The following is a 16,962-nucleotide window of genomic DNA, read 5'->3' as shown; positions in this document are numbered from 1 at the left end:
CAGCATTCGGCCACGCGAAGGGCTCGGTCCATGCCAGAACAGCCGCCGCAGATCCGCCTGGGGCCGCCGCCGGACCGGCCCGGCCTCCCCGAGTTCCCCGCCGTCGTCGAGCCGGCGATCGAGGACATCCCCGCACCGCCGCCCGCGCCCGCGCCCGCCGAGCCGGTCGCCTGGCAGCGCCTCGCCGTCCCGTCCGCCGAGGACCTGCTGGACCGGGCCGTCCCCGCGATCCTCGCCGATCAGGGGGCCCGTTCGGCGCTCGACGGGCACCGCTACGTCTTCCTGGGCGCCGCCCGCCTCGCCGACGCCAAGGCGCCCGCCCTGCCCGGTCTGTTCGTCCTGGCCTACGACTACACCGACGAGCGTGCCCTGGAGTTCACCCTCGCCGACGGCGACCCGCCGCTGCTGCTGGCCATGGCCGAGAGCGCCGTGCAGCCGGCACTGTCCCCGGCGGAGGCCGACCGGGCCGTGGCGATCGCCCGCGCCCACAGCGAGGCGGCGCGCCGCGCCCCGCAGGGCTCGGTGCCGATGGTGCTGCTGACCAGCGATGTGCGCGAGGGCGACGAGCACCACGGCCGGCGCCGCGCGTACGTCGGGTTCGGTTCGCCGGCCCGGCGCATGCCGGACGTACGGCTGGTGGTCGATCTCGGCGAGGAGCGGGTACTGGGGACGGGCGGAGGCGGCGATGAGTGAGTCCGGCCGGGTCAGCTGGCCCCCCGAGGCCCCGCTGTGGACCTTCGACTGGCGGCTGGCGGACGCCCCCGACGAGGAGGGCATCGTCGTCCTCGGCGCCGCCTACCGGGGCCACGAGGTCTTCCACAAGGCCAGCCTGCCCTCGCTGCGGGTGCAGTACTCCGGCCCCTGCGGCCCGTACAAGGACCCGCTCAACTACGACAACTCCCACCCCACCTCCCGCTGCCCGGGCAGCAGGGTGTGCGTCTACTCCTACACCGCCGGCGGCCTGCGGGCGCTGAGCGTGGAGTCGTACCACACGATCGGCGCCTACCGGCTCACCCACCGCTGGGTGTTCTGGGAGAACGGGGTGGTCATGCCCCGGCTCTACAGCGCGGGCCTGCAGTGCCCCTTCGACCACCGCCACCACGTCTACTGGCGGCTGGACTTCGACATCGACGGCGCCGCGCGCGACCTGCTGCTGGAGTACAACACCTACACCCCCGACGAGGGCTGGGGGCCGGGCTGGCACCCCTTCCGCACCGAGACCAGCCGGGTGAAGAACGCCGGCTCCCGGCGCAGCTGGGCCGTGCTCGACCTCGACAGCGGCCGCGGCTACCACCTGCTGCCCGGCGCGGCCGACGGCACCGCCGACGCCTTCTCCACCGCCGATCTGTGGCTGCTGCGCTACCGGGCGGCCGAGGACCGCTACGGGCGCCAGGGCAGCGCCGCCGACGACGGCCTGGCCGCGTACGTCTCGGGGGAGTCCACCGACGGCCAGGACATCGTCGTCTGGTACGCGGGCCACCTGCTGCACCGCGTCAGCGAGGGCGGCGACGACTGGCACGCCACCGGGCCCGACCTGGTGCCCTTCGGCCCCTGGTCCTGACGCCGCGCCGGCGCGCCGGGCCTCACCGGCGGGTCGGCGGGGACAGCCGGGCGTGCAGCCCGGCCGCTTCGCCGGGCAGCGCGGGCAGCGATGCGGCGCGCCAGGTGCGCGCGTACGGCGGTGGGTGCGTGCCGTCGGAGGTCACCACCGCCACCGGCTGCCGTGCCGCGTCGGCCACCAGCCGCGCGACGGTGGTGTTCGCGTCGTGCCCGTCCGTCTGCCGCGAGGCGCACCCGGCGCGGAAGGCGATCCGCACCGCCTCCGTGCCCGTGACCGTACACGGCGGCCGCAGCCCCTGGCGACGCAGCTCGGTGACGATGCGTCCGAGGGCCCGGTCGGTGGCGGCGCTGCGCGCCACGGCCCGGCCCAGCACCACGTACTGCACCGCCAGGTGCGCCAGCAGCGCCATCACCAGGGCCGCCGCCGCGACCGGCCGCAGCCGCGGCGGGCCGCCCTCGACGGTGGTCACCAGCCGCAACAGGCACAGCGTCACCGGCAATGCCAGCAGCCCGTACGCGGGCAGCAGGAACCGGGGCGCCGCGTAGTCGAGGAACTGGTACGGCACCGCCATCGACAGCGCCACCACCACCGGCAGGGCGTACACCGCCGGCCGGCGCACCCGGGAGGCCACCAGCAGGCCGCCCGCGGTCAGCGGCGGCACCGCGAACCACCACACCGCCGTCACCGGATGCCGCCAGGGAATCGTGCACGGCCGGCACAGCGCCCGGCCCTCCAGCGCCCGCATGTGGTCGTCCAGGGCCAGCGGGGCACCCCAGCCGCCCTGGATCTGCGAGGCCCGCGCCAGCCGCGCCGCCAGCCCGCCGTAGTGCAGGTACGCCTCGACCACCCACTCGGCGCCGCCGGCGAGCGCGCCGCCCACCACGGCGAGCAGGACCACGGGCCGGCGCCAGGACCGTACGCACACCGCCGCGCCCGCCAGCGGCAGCAGCAGTGACAGGCCGTCACCCGGGCGCATCAGCGCGGTGAACGCCACCGACGCGGCGAGGGCCACGAGCGCCCGCCGGTCCGCACCCGGACCGCGCACGGCGCACAGGAACCAGCCCGTGGCGGCCAGCGCGCCGAAGGCCACCCACAGGTTCGGCATGGCCTGCGGACCGTAGAACAAGGTCATCCACAGCCCGCAGAACAGCAGGCCCGCAAGCGCCGCCAGCGGCACGGGCACCAGCCGCCGCCACGGCCACAGCGCCAGCAGCAGGCCGCACCCCGAGACCACTGCCAGCCACAGGCGCAGCACATCGGTGGAGTCCGTCAGCGCCACCACGGGAGCGACCAGCAGGCTCACCCCGCGGGCCCGCGGCGCGCTGAAGAACGCGGCCGGGGTGTGCGGGGCGACCTGGCTGACGTACACCGTCTCGTCCCAGCCGAGCCCGGTGTCCGGCACCACGAGCAGCAGCTGGGCCACGGTGTAGGCGGTGGCCACGCCCGCGAACCACGGCAGGGCCGCGGGCGCCGGGACGTCGGACGCCGGGGGGCGGGCCTGCCGCCCGGGCCGGGCCGGAGCGGGGGCCGCCGGATGCACAGCTGCCGCCTCAGCCGCCGGCCATCAAGGCCCTCACCAGGCCGATGACCATGTTGCTGACGCCGCCGACGACACCGTTCATGGTGGAGGCAAGTCCCACGACCAGCCCCTGCACCGTGCCGATCAGGCCGCCGGGGCCCTCCCGGCCCTGCCGGCCGTGCCCCCAGCCGTCGTCGCTGCGGGCGCGCTCCTTGGCCAGCTGCACGGTGGCCGCCACCGCGTCCAGGGTCGAGGCGGTGATGGCCCCGAGGTCGGGCCGGCCGGTGTTCGCCTGGCGCTCCAGGCCCGCCCGGGCCCGGCCCAGCCGGTCGAGCTGCTCCCGGACGGCGGCGCAGCTCCCGGCCTTCGGCCCCTGCGCCTGGTGGGCGGCCGCGCATCCCGCGGCGACGTCGGCCGCCTCCTTGCCGATGGCGTTCTCCTCGATGGCGCGCACCCCCTGGCCCGCGGCCCTGCGCAGGGCGTCGGGGGCCGGGGCGGCCTGCGCGGGGGCGGCGGCGTCGGCGGGCGAGCGCGTGGTGTCGGCCGTGGCGGTCCAGTCGGCGGTGCCCAGGGCCAGGGCACCGCACAGGGTGCCGGACAGCAGGAGACCGGTTCTTCGGGAGAGGGCCATGGAGTACTCCTCCGGGCAGAAGGGATCGTCACGACGACCCTGCGTCGCCCCTCGGCCGCCCGCAAACGGAGCGACTTCTGACGACCCGCCACCCGGGGCGTGCGCACCTGACGGCGCACCAGATCCGCGGGCCGACGGGCCGTCAGGTGAGCGCCCTCTCAAGTCCTCCGTTCAGGCCATCCCGAATGGCCCAGCACGCCTTGACCACGCCTGGACATCCGGCGCCCGGACCTCCAGTGCCCGGACCTCCAGCGCCCGGACCTCCAGCGCCTAGACCTCCAGCTCCGCCTCGATCCGCCGGAGCTGGTGGCGGGCCATCGCCAGGTTGGCGCGCTTGGCGTCCAGGACGAGGTAGAGGAACAGCCCGTTGCCGCCGCGGCCGGTGAGCAGGCGGATCAGGTGGTACTGCGTGCCGAGGGTGATGAGGATGTCCTCGATGCTGTCCTGAATGTTCAGCATCTCCATGGCCCGCAGCTTGGCCCGTACGACGTCGGTGTTGCCCGCGGCCGCGACGTTGAGGTCGAAGGAGGAGCTGCCGCCCAGGGTGCCGAGCGCCATGCCGCTGCCGTAGTCGACGAGTGCCACGCCGATGGCCCCGTCGATCGAGCTCATCGCGTCCTTCAGGGCCGTTTCGGTGTTCGCCATCGTCAGTCTTCCGTTCCGTCGGTGTCGATTTGTCGGGTTGGTGATGAAGGTTGGTGATGCGGGTCGGTGGCGCGGGTCGGTGATGCGTCGTGCGGGCGGCCGGTGGCCGCCCTCGTCACGGCTGGCGCCGGCTCGCCGGCGAGGTGGCGGCGAGCGCGGCGATGCGGGCGCCCGATCTGCGGGCCTCCAGGTTCAGCCGGCCCACGTTGGCGTCGGCCGTGGCCAGCAGGGTCAGTACGCACGAGGCGCCGGCGGCGTAGGTGGCGACGTAGCCGTGCTCGCCGCTGACGACGAGTTCGCGGAAGCCCCCGTGGCCCACGGCCTCCGTCAGCCGGGCTCCCACGCCCAGCGCCGCGGCGGTCAGCGCGGCCACCCCGTCCGGTTCCATGCCGGTGACGAGGTGCGCGATCACCAGCCCGTCGGTGCTGGCCACCATGGCACCGGTCAGGTGCGGTACCCGCACGCGGAGCCCCTCCAGCTCGTCGAGCACCTCGGGTGCGGCGGTCATCGGCTGCCTCCTCACGGCGAATTGCCTCAACGCGCGCCTCATCATGAGAGCGCGGGTGCCCGGCCCGCCCACGACGCGGCCCGGTGGCGTCGCGGGAACTCGGGGTGCGGCACGGGAACGGGCCGGGGCTCGGTCACAGGGCCTCCAAGGCGTCGCGGATCCGGTGGAGCAGGAAGACGTCCGGGGCGTCGGGGCGGGCACCGGCCTGCGGGGCGCGCGGCGCCGGTGCGCCCGCCCGCGGCGTACGGACCAGGCCCGCCGCCGCAAGGCGCCGCACGTCCAGGACGGTGGCGAAGGCGCACCGGCCCAGCGCCCTGGCGATCTGGGTGGGCGTGCGCACCCCGTCCGCCGCCTCCAGCACCGCGCGGCGCCCGCCGGCGGGAGCGCCGCCCCGGCCGGCGCGGGGCAGGGCGCCGGCCACGGGCACGACCGGTGCCGCGTCGATCTCCGGGCGCGGCCAGGCCCTCTCCAGCAACCCGCGCCGGCGCCGCACCTCGCGCTGCAACAGGCCCACGGGCACCGGGCGTACGGGGCCGAACCAGTGCCGTGCCTCGTACAGGAACCGGTCCGGGGGCCGCTGCGAGCCGTCGAGCGGGAAGAGCACGAAGTAGGCCGCGTCGAACAGGGCGCTCAGATGGCACAGTTCGAGCTCGGCGCGGCCGAGCCGGCCGTGCTCGACGAGGAAGGCGCCGGCGCGGTGCTCGGCGCCGCCGCGCACCACCGCCTCCTGCCAGGCCTCCGGCGACACCCGGCCGCCGGCGGTCAGCCGCCACCCCACGTCCGGCACCGCCGGGCTCTCCGCGTGCACCACCGCGCCGTCGGCCAGGTACAGCGCCCCGCCGCGGCCGTGGAGGGCGCCCGTGGCGCGCCGCGCGGCCAGGTCCTCCAGCGTCGCCTCGCGCAGTGCCGGGCTCATGCGGCCACCAGCCGGGCGGTGAGGTCCTTGATGCGGAAGAGGGCCACGGCCAGGTTCGCCTCCGTGCGGTCCAGCCACAGGTGCAGGAAGACGCTGCTGTCGAAGGCCGTCTCCACGAAACGGATCAGGTGGTAGCTGCCGCGGGCGGTGACGATCAGCTCCTCCACGGGACCCGCGGCCGCGGGTCCGCTGCGGAAGGCCCCGCTCTCGAAGACGAGCCGGGCCACCTCGGCCGCCTCGGCGGCCGCGGCCTCGTCGTCCCCGTGCTCCCCGTGCCCGGCCGTCGGCCCGTCGCCCGCCGTCCCCAGGGTGAGCCCGGTGGTCCACTCCACCAGGCTCGCCCCCCGTGCCCCGGGGATGGTCATGGCCTCGGCCAGGCACCCGTCTATGCCGGTCACACGATCCTCTCCGGGGGTGATCACACATGGCGTGTCCGATGCGACGGAAGGTAATCGATAACACCCGTGGGTGGTGAGAGTTTTGGCACTTTCCTTCGGCACATGTGCGCGCGCTGATAAAGGTTCGGCCGCCCTGTTGGCCCCTACATCGAAGGATGTAGCGCCGTTTCATCACCACCTACGAGGCCTCCGGCGATCTCCCCGCAGAGGATGGAGGAAACGCCGAGTTGGGGGTCACATGACGGAAACCGTACGGTCCACCGTGTCCTGGTCCGGACCACAGGAGGACGAAACGGAAGGGGCGCCGGACTCCGGCACGCCGCAACGACTGCCGCTGCTGGACGTGTTGCGGGGCACGGCGATCCTCGGAACGCTGATGACGAATGTCTGGATCTTTACCGGTCCCGGCGCGGAATGGGGCGTTCTCGAAGCCGACGGAGGAGCCACCCTGGGTGGACTGCTCAGGGACCCGACCCCCGCGCTCGCGGTGGAGAGCGTCTTCCGCTTCCTCGCCGACGGCAAGTTCCTGTCCCTGCTGACCCTGCTCTTCGGCGTCGGCCTGGCCATCCAGTTCGACGCCGCCGCCCGGCGCGGCCGGCCGTGGCCCGGCCGCTACCGCCGGCGCGCCCTCTTCCTCCTCGCCGAGGGCACGGTGCACTTCGTCCTGGTCTTCGCCTGGGACGTGCTCATGGGCTACGCCCTGACCGCCCTGCTCGTCGCCCGCCTGCTCAACTGCTCCGCGCGCCTGCGCAACCGCGTGATGTGGACGGCGGCCGGCCTCCACGTCGCCGTGATGACGCTGCTCGGCCTCGCGGCGCTCGGCTCCGACGGCGACGGGAGCAGCAGCACCGGCCCCGACCGGGAGGCGGCCGACCTCTACGCGCACGGCGGCTACCTCGCCCAGATCGCCTTCCGCCTGCACCACGCCCTCGTCCTGCGCATGGAACCGGTGCTCTCCTTCGGACTGTTGCTCTTCCTCTTCCTGCTCGGCGTCCGCCTCCACCGCGCCGGCGCCTTCGCCCCCTCGGCCGCCGGCCACCGGCTGCGCGTCCGCCTGGCGGCCTGGGGCCTGGGCCTCGGCCTGCCCCTGAACGCCGCCGCCTCCCTCGCCGACGCCTACCTGCTGGGCCGCTACGTCGCCGCCCCCGTCGTCGCGCTCGGCTACCTCGGCCTGATCGGCGTGCTGATGGACCGCCTGCCCCGCCCCGGCCCGCTCACCCGCTCCCTGACCTCCGTCGGCCGCATGGCCCTGACCTGCTACGTCGCCCAGAACGTGCTGTGCGTCCTGGCCTGCTACGGCATCGGCCTGGGCCTCGCGGACCACTTCGCCGGCACCGGCCCCTGGTGGGTCCTCGCCCTGTGGGCCACGGTCTGCCTGACCCTGGTGACCGCATCCACCCTCTGGATGCGCCGTTTTTCCGCGGGCCCCCTGGAGTCCCTCCAGAAACGACTCCTGCGCGGCTGAAGTTGTCGATCTGGCCTTCGAACTCGATCGTCCAGCGCTAAAGTTCCAGCCGAGCCGGTCCCCCCACGTATCGGCGGTACGCCGCGTCCACGGACGGCGCCGTACCGCACGCGGCTGTCCCACCGCCCGTCCGTACGTGGAGTCGTCCATGGCCATATCCGTCCCCTCTCCTCGCCGTCTGCTCGCCGTGTGCGGGCTCGCCCTCGCGCTGACCCTCACCGGGTGCACGGGAGACGACAAGGCGCCGACCGGTTCCACCGCCTCACCGAGCGCATCGATCTCCGCGTCGCCGTCGGCCTCGCCCACCTCCCGCGCCACGCCCACCCCGGCGCCTTCCCCGACGACCGACCCGGCCCCCACGCCGTCGCCGTCCCACGCCCGGACCTCGCGGCCCACCGCCGACGCCCCCACCACCAGTGCCCCGGCCGCCGCCACGACCTGCGAGATCCGCTCCAGCGCGGGCAACTGCTACAAGGCTGGCCAGTTCTGCCGCAAGGCGGACGTCGGCGCCACCACTCACGACGCCACCGGTCGCCTCCTCACCTGCGGCGGCGACGGCTCCCGCCCGCGCTGGCACTAGGCGAGTGACCTATGGATGTCTGTGAGCAGCCGTTCCTGATGGTCGTCGAGGACGTCTTCCGTCGCCCAGGGGAGAGGACGGTGCGGGCGACAGGCCGGGTGGAGCGGGGGCGCGTCCGCGCAGGCGACGAGGTGCAGATCGTCGGTGCCGGCGGTGGCGGGATCGTCCGCGTCACCCGTATCGAGGCGGGCAAGCGGCGCGTCGGCGAGGCGACCGCGGGCATGAACGTGGAGCTGCTGCTGCCGGAAGAAGCGTCGAGCGCGGTGGAGCGGGGGCAGACACTGGCCACGCCGCGTTCGATCAGCGCGCACCGGTCCTTCGTGGCCGACCTCGCCGTCATGTCGGCGGCCGAGGGCGGTGCCGAGCTGCTGACCGGAGGCTGCCTGCACTTCTACTTCCGTGCAGGCCCGCTCCGGGGCTCGGTGACACTTCCGCAAGGGATGGAGGCGCTGCACCCGCTGCACACGGCCACGGTGACGGTCGCGCTGGAGCAGCCCGTCGCGCTCGAGAGCGGTCAGCGATTCGTGTTCCGTCGTCGCGGGCGCGCCGCCGGCTCGGGCGTGGTGACCGGGCTTCCGCGCTGATCCGGCCGGCAGCACGGGACGGCACGCACACGGCGCCGGCCCCGGGCAGATGCCCGGGGCCGGCGCCGTCAGGATGTGCGGGCGTCAGCCCGCCATCGCGTCGCGGACCTCGCGGAAGGCCTCGATCGTGCGCAGGACGTCCTCGCGCGAGTGGGAGGCCGAGAGCTGGACGCGGATGCGGGCCTTGCCCTGGGGGACCACCGGGTAGGAGAAGGCGATCACGTAGATGCCCTTCTCCAGCAGCGCCGCCGCCATCCGCGCGGCCACGGCCGCGTCACCGATCATGACGGGGGTGATGGGGTGCTCGCCCGGCAGCACCTCGAAGCCCGCCTCGGTCATGCCCTTGCGGAAGAGCGCGGTGTTCTCCCGCAGCTGTGCCCGCCGGTCGCCGGAGGCGGCCAGCAGGTCGAGCACCCGCAGCGAGGCGCCGACGATGGAGGGCGCCAGCGAGTTGGAGAACAGGTACGGGCGGGAGCGCTGGCGCAGGATCTCGACGATCTCCGCGCGCGCCGCGACGTAACCGCCGCTGGCGCCGCCCAGGGCCTTGCCGAGCGTGCCGGTGATGATGTCGACCCGCTCGGTGACGCCGAAGAGCTCCGGCGTGCCGCGGCCCTCCTCGCCGACGAAGCCCACCGCGTGCGAGTCGTCGACCATCACCAGGGCGCCGTAGCGCTCGGCCAGGTCGCAGATCTCGTCCAGCGGGGCGATGTAGCCGTCCATGGAGAACACGCCGTCGGTGACGATCAGCTTGTGCCGAGCACCCGACGCCTCCTGCAGGCAGCGCTCCAGGTCCGCCATGTCGCGGTTGCGGTAGCGCAGGCGCGCGGCCTTCGACAGGCGGATGCCGTCGATGATGCTGGCGTGGTTGAGCTCGTCGGAGATCACCGCGTCCTCGGCGGACAGCAGGGTCTCGAAGACACCGCCGTTGGCGTCGAAGCACGAGCTGTACAGGATCGTGTCCTCGGTGCCCAGGAAGCGGGAGATCCGGCTCTCCAGCTCCTTGTGCGGCGCCTGGGTGCCGCAGATGAAGCGGACGGAGGCCATGCCGAAGCCCCAGTCGTCCAGCGCCTGCTTGGCCGCCGCGATGACCTCGGGGTGGTCGGCGAGGTCGAGGTAGTTGTTGGAGCAGAAGTTGAGCACCTTGTCGGCGGCCTTGCCGTCGCCGACGCTGATGGCAGCCGACTGCGGGCTGGTGATCACGCGCTCGGACTTGTACAGCCCGGCGTCGCGGATGTCCTGCAGCTCCTTGCGCAGGTGCTCGCGCATCCCGTCGTACACGTGGGGACTCCTCGTGGTGTGGCGTTGCGTCAGGGGAGGATGGGCCGGGTCCAGTCGATGACGACCTTGCCGCACTGGCCGGAGCGGGCCGTGGCGAACGCCTCGGCGTGCTGCTCGAAGCCGAAGCGGTGGGTTATCACCGGCGAGATGTCCAGGCCGCTGCGCAGCAGCACGGACATCGCGTACCACGTCTCGAACATCTCGCGGCCGTAGATGCCGCGCAGCGTCAGCATGCGCGTGACGATCGTGGCCATGTCCAGGCTCACCTCGCCGTGCGGCAGGCCGAGCGCGGCGATGCGGCCGCCGGGCGACATGGTGGCGATCATGTCCTGCAGGGCGTCGGCGCGGCCGGACATCTCCATGCCCACGTCGAAGCCCTCCGTCATGCCGAGCTCCGGCATGACGTCGGCGATGCGCCGGCTGCTGACGTCCAGGGCGACGGTCGCGCCCATCTTCTGCGCCAGCGCCAGGCGGTAGGGGCTGACGTCGGTGATGACGGTGGAGCGCGCGCCGGCGTGGGCGGCGACCGCGGCGGCCATCATGCCGATGGGGCCGGCACCGGTGATCAGCACGTCCTCGCCGAGGACCGGGAAGGCCAGGGCGGTGTGCACGGCGTTGCCGAACGGGTCGAATATGGCCGCCACGTCGATGTCGATCTCGTGGCGGTGGACCCAGACGTTGGACTCGGGCAGCACCACGTATTCGGCGAACGCGCCGTCCGTGTGCACGCCCAGCCCGATCGTACGGATGCACAGGTGGCGGCGGCCCGCCATGCAGTTGCGGCAGGTGCCGCACACCAGGTGACCCTCGCCGCTGACGGTGTCGCCCACGGCGACCTTGGTCACCCCGGCGCCGGTGGCGACGACCTCGCCGGCGAACTCGTGGCCGACCACGAGCGGCGCGCGCACCGCGCGGGCCGCCCAGTCGTCCCAGCTGTCGATGTGCAGGTCCGTACCGCAGATGCCGGTCCGCAAGACCTTGATCAGTACCTGTCCGGGGCCGGCCTCGGGGGTCGGCACCTCGGTCAGTTCGAGACCCGGCGCCGCCGCGGTCTTCACCAATGCCCTCATGAGGGATCACTTTGCGGCTTCGCCGCTGTGAAGTCCATCGACATTTTTCGACGGTCGTTGTGAAGCCCACCTTCACGATCATGGGATGATGAACAGGTGATCGACCCCCGCCGCCTGAAGGTGCTGCGCGCCCTCGCCGACCACGGCACCGTCACGGCCGCCGCCCACGCCCTGTACCTCTCGCCCTCCGCCGTCTCCCAGCAGCTCGCCGCCCTGGAGACGGAGACCGGGCACACCCTGCTCGAACGGCGTGGGCGCACCGTGCGCCTCACCGCCGCGGGCAGCGTCCTCGCCCGGCACGCCGGCGAGATCTCCGCCCAGCTGGAGCGGGCCGAGGCCGACCTCGCCGCCTGCTCCACCGGACTGGTCGGCGAGGTCGCCGTCGCCGCCTTCGCCACCGCCATCACCGAGGTCGTCGCCCCCGCGGTGGCCGCACTGCGGCAGCGCGCGCCGCAGGTGCAGGTGCGGGTCAAGGACGCCGAAGGGCACACCAGCGCCCGCCTGCTCGCCGACGGCGAGGTCGACATCGCCATCGCCGTCGAACACCGCGACTCGCTGGCGCCGGGCACGGGCCGGCTGCTGCACGCACCGCTGTACGAGGAGCCGTTCGATGCCGTGCTGCCGCCCGGGCACCGGCTCGCGGGGGCGGGCGAAGTCGACCTGAAGGATCTGGCCGAGGACCCCTGGATCACGCCCTGGCCCGGCAACCCCGTGCACGAGGCCGTGCTGCGCGCCTGCGAGCAGGCCCGCTTCCAGCCGCGGGTCGAGTGCCTGTCCGACGACTTCTCGGCCGTGTGTGCCCTGGTCGCGGTCGGCGCGGGGGTCGCCCTCGTCCCCCGCTCGGCCCTGCACGGCATCCGCCCCGCGCTCACCCCCGCGGTACGACCGCTGCGCGGGCCGGGGCCGACGCGGCGGGTGCTGACCGCGGTGCGCAGCGGCAGCGAGGGGCACCCACTGCTGCGGCTCGCCCTCGCGGAGCTCCGCGAACGGGCGGCGGCACTCACGCCGGCCCGTCCGGCATTCGAGAACACCGGGCGCACCCCGGTCCGGGGGTACTAGGCCGTGTCCGGCGGATCGTGCGGTGCCCCGTCAGGGGCGCGGGGCGGTGCCCGATCTGCGGCTCCGCCGCGTGGGCGCGATCGGCCACCGACGGCCAGGCGTATCCGGCGGATCAGGCAGGCCCCGTCAGGGGCGCGGGGAACTGCGCGACAAGCCACGACGTGCCCGCAGAATGCCCGGGCCCCGGGGGTGGCACGTCGGCTGCGGGCCGTCGCCGGCTGATCGCGCAGTTCCCCGCGCCCCTAACGGGGCGCCGTGGTGGCGCGTGTCGAAGATCCGCCGGACACGGCCCAGGGGGCGGAGACCCGCCAGGAGACGGGGAGTGGGGGCACCTCCCAGTGGTAGCTGGGGGGAGGCGGAGCTGGGGAGCGGCCCGCCGCGGCGCGTTTTCCGGCACAGCCGGAAAACGGGCGCACCCCGTTCGCGAGGCCCCGCGGCGCGCGTCACGATGGACCGGTCCTCATTCGAACGCGGTCCTCCCGGGAGCACGCATGATCTTTATCGTCGTCAAGTTCACCATCCGCCCCGAGCGCAGCGGGGAGTGGCTGGACCTGGTCCAGGACTTCACCCGCGCCACCCGCGAGGAGCCGGGCAACCTGTTCTACGAGTGGTCGCGCAGCGTGGACGACCCGCACCAGTTCGTCCTCGTCGAGGCGTTCGAGGACGCGGCCGCGGGCGAGGCGCACGTGAACTCGGAGCACTTCAAGACGGCCATGGCCTGGATGCCCGGCCTGATCGCGCGCACGCCGGAGATCGTCAACGTCGAGGTGCCGGGCCGCGGCTGGTCGGCGATGGCCGAGCTGTCGCCGCGCGACTGACCCGTTCGGGTCCCTGCGGGTGCCCGCCCGGCGGCCGGCCGGTAGACCGTCGTCCATGAGCAACCGACGCGTACGGGCGGCCTGTCTGCTGACGGCGCTCGTCGGTGCGGCCGCCCAGGTCGCCGCGCCGGGTACCGCCCGCCCGGCGCACGCGGCCGCCTGTACGGCGGGCACCGGCCCGTACCAGCGGCAGCTGGAGGCTTACCTCAAGCGGCCCGTGGACGGCCGCCAGTCACCGGCGGACTGCGCGGCCATCGCCGCCTTCCAGCGGCGGGAGGGCATCCGGCCGGCCGACGGGTACGCGGGGCTGGCCACCTACCGGCAGATGCTCGTCGCCCAGGCCCGGCCCAACCCCAATGCCGCCGGCCGCTGTCCGGTGGTGGCGGGCCGCATGGCGTGCGTGGACCTCGACCGGCAGCTGATGTGGGTGCAGCAGCGCCGCCGGGTGATCTTCGCGCCGGTGCCGGTGCGCTCGGGCCGGGCCGGGCAGACGACCCGTACGGGGTCGTTCAAGGTGTACTGGAAGCACAAGAACCACGTCTCCACGCTCTACGCCAACGCCCCGATGCCGTACTCGCAGTTCTTCTCCGGCGGCCAGGCCCTGCACGGTCACCCGGGCAACCTCTTCGACGGCGGTGGTTCCGCCGGCTGCGTCAACCTCACGGTCGCCGACGCGCGCCGGCTCTGGGACGTGCTGCAGGTCGGCGACGGCGTGCGCGTCTGGGGCCGCAAGCCGGGCACCTGATCGGCCGTTCGGAGCACGTTGGCGGCGACGCCCCGGCGTGCCGGAATATCCGACGAGATGTCGATGGTCATAGTCGGATCGTGCGACGGAACTTCACCGAGGGATGGCTGCGACGGCTCGCGGTGGGCGTCGTCTGCGCCGCCACGGTCGGGGGCCTGGCCCCGCCCGCGGCGGCGGCGCCGCTGCCCGGTGGCCTGGGCCCGTGCCTGCCCGGCAGCTGTCCGCGCAGCTACCGCGGCCCCGGGACGGGCCCGCCGGCCGGCCGCGACAACAACGTCAACGTCCTCGTCGGCGGCGACTTCCGTATCCGGGGCACGGCCGCCGAGGCCGAGGGGCGCGTGGTCGCCCTGGGCCGCGTGGACGTGCACCGGTCGGGCGGCGGCGGGTACGCCGTGGGCGTGGCCGGCACCGGCTCCCGCGTCCCCCCGGCGGACGGCAGCGACTTCCTGACCGCGGGCGCAGCCGTGACCGTCGCGGCCGGCCAGCGGCTGGTCGCCGACCGCGGCACGGTCCGCCACGCGGGTCCGGTCCGGGGTACGGTCACCGGCCGCAGCGTCACCGACGAGGCCGCGACGGAGCCGTACGTCCGGCTGCGCGACGAACTCGGCGCCGCGAGCCGCTGCTACGCGCACGGGGCCGACGGCCACGGCCGGCCGGCGACCGGCACGGTGCGCACCACCGGTACGGAGACGGTCTTCACCGGCGACGGCAGCTCCCGGCTGCAGGTGTTCACCGTCGGCTCCGACCTCGCCAGTCCCGGCGGCACCCACCAGAACCTGCGCTTCACCGGCATCCCGACCGGCGCCACCGTCCTGGTCAACCTCACCGGCGCCGCACGGCTGATCGACGCCGGCGCAGTGAGCGGACCGGCCGGGCTGCGCGAGCGGCTGCTGTGGAACGCCGCCGACGCCCGGCGCCTGGAGTTCCGCGGCAGCGGGCAGTTCCAGGGCAGTGTCCTGGCCGGCGAGCGCGAGAGCGAGTCGGTCGTTTCCGTACCCGGCTTCAACGGGCGCTTCCTGACCGCCGGTTCCCTCACCCACACCGCCTCCGGTGGTCCCGCCGGATTCCACGCCTACCCCTTCACCGGCGACCTGCCCGACTGCGTCAGCGCCGCGCAGGCCGGCACCGTGACGGTGCTCAAGCGGGACGCGGTGACCGGCCGGCCGCTGCCGGGGGCCCGCTTCCAGCTGTGGCGGGAGTCCAACGGCCGCGCCGGCCTGCAGACCGGTGGCGCCGCCGACGCCCGGGTCGGCGGCGTGTGCGTCACCGACGGGCGCGGCCTGTGCCGCAGGGCCGTGGACACCGGTACCTACTACTGGCAGGAGCTGCAGCCCCCCGCCTGCTACGCCGCGCCCGCCCAGCGTGTGACGGGGCTCGTCCTCACCGCCGCCAACGCCGCCCGCGGCGTGACCGTCGCCGTGGCCAACACCCCCACCTGCGGCACGCTACGGCTGATCAAGCGGGACGCGCGGACCGGCCGGCTGCTGCAGGGCGCCGTCTTCGAGCTGTGGCGCGAGACCAACGGCCGCGCCGGACTGCAGGCCTCAGGGGCCGGCGCCGACCGCCGGGTCGACAGCGGCTGCGCCACCGACCGGCAGGGCCGCTGCACCTATCCCGGGCTGCCGCTGGGCACCTACTACCTGCGGGAGACGGCCGTGCCCGAGGGCTACCTGCTCTCCGCACGGCGCGTCTTCGGCCCGTACCGCCTGACCACCCGCAACGCCTCGGCCGGCGTCACGGTGACCATCCGCAACCCGCGCGGGGAGCCCGGCAAGGGCAAGAAGTGAGTCCTTGCGGTCAGTCCACCCGCACCTCGTCGGCACCCAGGTACATCACCTGCGGCCGCGCCGGGTTGAAGGCGATGGCCGAGATGCCGTCGTAGGCGTTGTGGGTCTTGGTGACCCGCCCCGTGCGGGCGTCGAGGCGGAAGAGGTCGGTGCCGTAGTTCTGGAAGTAGGTGCCGAAGACGAAGTGCAGGACGTCGGCGTCGACCGGGCTGGGGGCCAGCAGGGTGCCGTTGGTCAGCTTGGTCTCCGCGGAGTCGTCGACGACCTTGACGAACGTCCGGCCGCCGTCGGCCGACCGGTACAGGTGGCGTCCCTCGGAGGAGGAGCCCGGCGCGGCCTCGTCGAGGTCGATGCCCAGCCCGTAGACCACGGACGGGTCGGCGGGGGAGACGGCGGAGGAGAAGAGGTTGGCCTTGTCGCCCTTGGCCGCCAGGCCCTTGGCGGCGGTCCAGGTGGTGCCGCCGTCGGTGGTCACCGCGCCGCCGCGCACCATGGCGCCGGCGACGGCGTGCCGTACGTCGGCCGGGTCGAAGGCCACCGAGTAGACGCTGCTGCCGGCGGGGAACGCCGGCCTGCCCGTACGGGTCCAGGTGGCGCCGCCGTCCGTGGAGTCGAACAGCTGCCCGGCGTGGTCGGCCAGGCGCAGGTGGCCGGGGTGGGCCCGGTCGGTGCCCAGGCCGGTGATGTTCGCCGTCGGGGCGGTCAGCGGGGTGACGGTCGTGCCGTCGATGCGGGCCAGGTAGCCGCCGCCCACCTGCCAGGCGTACGCCCGGCCTCCGGGGGCCGCCGCCAGGCGCGTGGTGCCGGTGCCGAGGGTGGCCAGGGGCGTCCAGCTGCAGCCGGCGTCGGCCGAGCGCAGCAGTTGGGTGTTGTGCGTGGCCAGGAGCACGTTCGGGGTGTCGAGGGCGACCAGGCCGTGGGTGTAGCCGGTCGTGTGCAGCGTCCCCGTGGTGGGCGCCAGCGTGCGGCCCTCGTCGGTGGTGAAGGTGACGGAGCCGTCACCGGTGACGCGGGTGCAGGAGGGCGCGGTCCAGCCGGTCGTCCCGGCCGCGGTGGCGGCGGGTGCCTGGGCCAGGAGGAGGGCAGCGGTTGCCGCGGTGACGGCCGTACCGATGCGCTTCACGGTGTCTTCCTTTCTAGGAAGCTTTAATCGGAAACTGTCCGTGTTCGGACGGGTGAGTTCGGTGACGGCGAAGCTACGGGTCGTCGACGCAGATGATCAAGAGGGGTCTTTCGGCCATGAAAGTCCGGCCATGACCGGACATGCGGGCCGGTCGGAAGCACCCCCGGGACCGGGGTAATATTTCTTCTGCGCGCCGCTAGCTCAGTTGGTTAGAGCAGCTGACTCTTAATCAGCGGGTCCGGGGTTCGAGTCCCTGGCGGCGCACACGAGGAAGG

General features: G+C 74.1%; 18 protein-coding genes and 1 tRNA gene. 10 read left to right on the top strand and 9 right to left on the bottom strand.

The genetic code is table 11. The annotated features are described in order from the left end of the window. Window positions 1-30: 30 nt before the first annotated feature. Together AB0K17_RS17535 and AB0K17_RS17530 are read left to right on the top strand one after the other, a co-directional pair. On the top strand, window positions 31-693 hold the full coding sequence (locus AB0K17_RS17535) for a hypothetical protein (protein WP_365966258.1): 663 nt from the start codon (window positions 31-33) through the stop codon (window positions 691-693). Then, window positions 686-1,561, top strand: a complete 876-nt coding sequence (locus AB0K17_RS17530) for a hypothetical protein (RefSeq protein ID WP_365983455.1) — start codon at window positions 686-688, stop codon at window positions 1,559-1,561. The genes AB0K17_RS17535 and AB0K17_RS17530 overlap by 8 nt, the downstream gene beginning before the upstream one ends. 22 nt (window positions 1,562-1,583) lie before the next feature. Here AB0K17_RS17530 and AB0K17_RS17525 read toward each other — a convergent pair whose 3' ends face one another. The 6 genes from AB0K17_RS17525 to AB0K17_RS17500 form a co-directional block, all read right to left on the bottom strand. Further along, window positions 1,584-3,101, bottom strand: coding sequence for a hypothetical protein (locus tag AB0K17_RS17525; RefSeq protein ID WP_365983454.1), 1,518 nt, complete (start codon window positions 3,099-3,101; stop codon window positions 1,584-1,586). Window positions 3,102-3,111: 10 nt separating this feature from the next. Then, window positions 3,112-3,711, bottom strand: a complete 600-nt coding sequence (locus AB0K17_RS17520) for a hypothetical protein (protein ID WP_365983453.1) — start codon at window positions 3,709-3,711, stop codon at window positions 3,112-3,114. A gap of 270 nt (window positions 3,712-3,981) precedes the next feature. Continuing rightward, window positions 3,982-4,356 carry a hypothetical protein gene (locus AB0K17_RS17515; RefSeq protein ID WP_365966254.1) on the bottom strand — a complete coding sequence of 125 codons (375 nt, stop codon included), beginning with the start codon at window positions 4,354-4,356 and terminating at the stop codon, window positions 3,982-3,984. 115 nt (window positions 4,357-4,471) lie between these two features. Next, entirely contained in the window at window positions 4,472-4,906 is a 435-nt protein-coding gene (locus tag AB0K17_RS17510) for a roadblock/LC7 domain-containing protein (RefSeq protein ID WP_365966341.1), read from the bottom strand. A 91-nt stretch (window positions 4,907-4,997) separates the two neighbouring features. Continuing rightward, on the bottom strand, window positions 4,998-5,780 hold the full coding sequence (locus AB0K17_RS17505; protein WP_365966253.1) for a transcriptional regulator: 783 nt from the start codon (window positions 5,778-5,780) through the stop codon (window positions 4,998-5,000). Then, window positions 5,777-6,178, bottom strand: a complete 402-nt coding sequence (locus AB0K17_RS17500) for a hypothetical protein (RefSeq protein ID WP_365966252.1) — start codon at window positions 6,176-6,178, stop codon at window positions 5,777-5,779. Before AB0K17_RS17500 ends, AB0K17_RS17505 begins: the two co-directional genes overlap by 4 nt. A 238-nt stretch (window positions 6,179-6,416) precedes the next feature. Here AB0K17_RS17500 and AB0K17_RS17495 point away from each other — a divergent pair, with 238 nt between their 5' ends. The 3 genes from AB0K17_RS17495 to AB0K17_RS17485 all read left to right on the top strand — a co-directional run bounded on the left by AB0K17_RS17495 (window position 6,417) and on the right by AB0K17_RS17485 (window position 8,807). Continuing rightward, a complete protein-coding gene (locus tag AB0K17_RS17495) occupies window positions 6,417-7,643 on the top strand; it encodes a DUF418 domain-containing protein (RefSeq protein ID WP_365983452.1) in 1,227 nt (408 codons plus the stop codon). Between the two features lie 148 nt (window positions 7,644-7,791). Then, on the top strand, window positions 7,792-8,223 hold the full coding sequence (locus AB0K17_RS17490) for a hypothetical protein (RefSeq protein ID WP_365983451.1): 432 nt from the start codon (window positions 7,792-7,794) through the stop codon (window positions 8,221-8,223). 38 nt (window positions 8,224-8,261) lie between these two features. Then, complete coding sequence (locus AB0K17_RS17485) at window positions 8,262-8,807, top strand: EF-Tu/IF-2/RF-3 family GTPase (protein WP_365983450.1); 546 nt, start codon at window positions 8,262-8,264, stop codon at window positions 8,805-8,807. A gap of 84 nt (window positions 8,808-8,891) precedes the next feature. Here the strand turns inward: AB0K17_RS17485 and AB0K17_RS17480 are convergent, their stop codons facing one another. Continuing rightward, on the bottom strand, window positions 8,892-10,085 hold the full coding sequence (locus tag AB0K17_RS17480; protein WP_365983449.1) for a glycine C-acetyltransferase: 1,194 nt from the start codon (window positions 10,083-10,085) through the stop codon (window positions 8,892-8,894). Between the two features lie 29 nt (window positions 10,086-10,114). Further along, complete coding sequence (gene tdh / locus AB0K17_RS17475; RefSeq protein ID WP_365966247.1) at window positions 10,115-11,155, bottom strand: L-threonine 3-dehydrogenase; 1,041 nt, start codon at window positions 11,153-11,155, stop codon at window positions 10,115-10,117. Between the two features lie 96 nt (window positions 11,156-11,251). Between tdh and AB0K17_RS17470 the strand changes: the two genes are divergently transcribed. From AB0K17_RS17470 to AB0K17_RS17455, 4 genes are all read left to right on the top strand, one after another. Next, entirely contained in the window at window positions 11,252-12,214 is a 963-nt protein-coding gene (locus tag AB0K17_RS17470; RefSeq protein WP_365983448.1) for a LysR family transcriptional regulator, read from the top strand. A gap of 491 nt (window positions 12,215-12,705) precedes the next feature. Further along, entirely contained in the window at window positions 12,706-13,032 is a 327-nt protein-coding gene (locus tag AB0K17_RS17465) for a putative quinol monooxygenase (RefSeq protein ID WP_365968381.1), read from the top strand. Between the two features lie 55 nt (window positions 13,033-13,087). Next, window positions 13,088-13,777, top strand: coding sequence for a L,D-transpeptidase family protein (locus tag AB0K17_RS17460; protein ID WP_365968382.1), 690 nt, complete (start codon window positions 13,088-13,090; stop codon window positions 13,775-13,777). A gap of 80 nt (window positions 13,778-13,857) precedes the next feature. After that, entirely contained in the window at window positions 13,858-15,564 is a 1,707-nt protein-coding gene (locus AB0K17_RS17455; protein ID WP_365983447.1) for a choice-of-anchor A family protein, read from the top strand. Window positions 15,565-15,574: 10 nt separating this feature from the next. On the opposite strand, the gene AB0K17_RS17450 is transcribed toward AB0K17_RS17455, so the two are convergent. Continuing rightward, the gene (locus tag AB0K17_RS17450; RefSeq protein WP_365983446.1) at window positions 15,575-16,687 is read right to left on the bottom strand and encodes a dispase autolysis-inducing protein; all 1,113 of its coding nucleotides are present in this window, start codon (window positions 16,685-16,687) and stop codon (window positions 15,575-15,577) included. Window positions 16,688-16,877: 190 nt separating this feature from the next. On the opposite strand from AB0K17_RS17450, the gene AB0K17_RS17445 reads away from it, so the two are divergent. Beyond that, window positions 16,878-16,951: transfer RNA gene (locus AB0K17_RS17445), tRNA-Lys, on the top strand. Window positions 16,952-16,962 lie beyond the last annotated feature (11 nt).

This window comes from Streptomyces sp. NPDC049585, assembly GCF_040675615.1.
In the GTDB taxonomy this organism is placed as follows: Bacteria; Actinomycetota; Actinomycetes; order Streptomycetales; family Streptomycetaceae; genus Streptomyces; species Streptomyces luteosporeus.
Note: the sequence above shows the minus strand (reverse complement) of the source record. Positions and strands in the feature narration are given on the sequence as shown.

Bases quoted from the DNA above. Each gene is read 5' to 3' on its own strand.
- AB0K17_RS17505 (WP_365966253.1), bottom strand. From the start codon at position 5,780: ATGAGCCCGGCACTGCGCGAGGCGACGCTGGAGGACCTGGCCGCGCGG.
- AB0K17_RS17530 (WP_365983455.1), top strand. From the start codon at position 686: ATGAGTGAGTCCGGCCGGGTCAGCTGGCCCCCCGAGGCCCCGCTGTGG.
- AB0K17_RS17460 (WP_365968382.1), top strand. From the start codon at position 13,088: ATGAGCAACCGACGCGTACGGGCGGCCTGTCTGCTGACGGCGCTCGTC.
- tdh (WP_365966247.1), bottom strand. From the start codon at position 11,155: ATGAGGGCATTGGTGAAGACCGCGGCGGCGCCGGGTCTCGAACTGACC.
- AB0K17_RS17535 (WP_365966258.1), top strand. From the start codon at position 31: ATGCCAGAACAGCCGCCGCAGATCCGCCTGGGGCCGCCGCCGGACCGG.
- AB0K17_RS17515 (WP_365966254.1), bottom strand. From the start codon at position 4,356: ATGGCGAACACCGAAACGGCCCTGAAGGACGCGATGAGCTCGATCGAC.
- AB0K17_RS17465 (WP_365968381.1), top strand. From the start codon at position 12,706: ATGATCTTTATCGTCGTCAAGTTCACCATCCGCCCCGAGCGCAGCGGG.
- AB0K17_RS17520 (WP_365983453.1), bottom strand. From the start codon at position 3,711: ATGGCCCTCTCCCGAAGAACCGGTCTCCTGCTGTCCGGCACCCTGTGC.
- AB0K17_RS17485 (WP_365983450.1), top strand. From the start codon at position 8,262: ATGGTCGTCGAGGACGTCTTCCGTCGCCCAGGGGAGAGGACGGTGCGG.
- AB0K17_RS17490 (WP_365983451.1), top strand. From the start codon at position 7,792: ATGGCCATATCCGTCCCCTCTCCTCGCCGTCTGCTCGCCGTGTGCGGG.
- AB0K17_RS17510 (WP_365966341.1), bottom strand. From the start codon at position 4,906: ATGAGGCGCGCGTTGAGGCAATTCGCCGTGAGGAGGCAGCCGATGACC.
- AB0K17_RS17495 (WP_365983452.1), top strand. From the start codon at position 6,417: ATGACGGAAACCGTACGGTCCACCGTGTCCTGGTCCGGACCACAGGAG.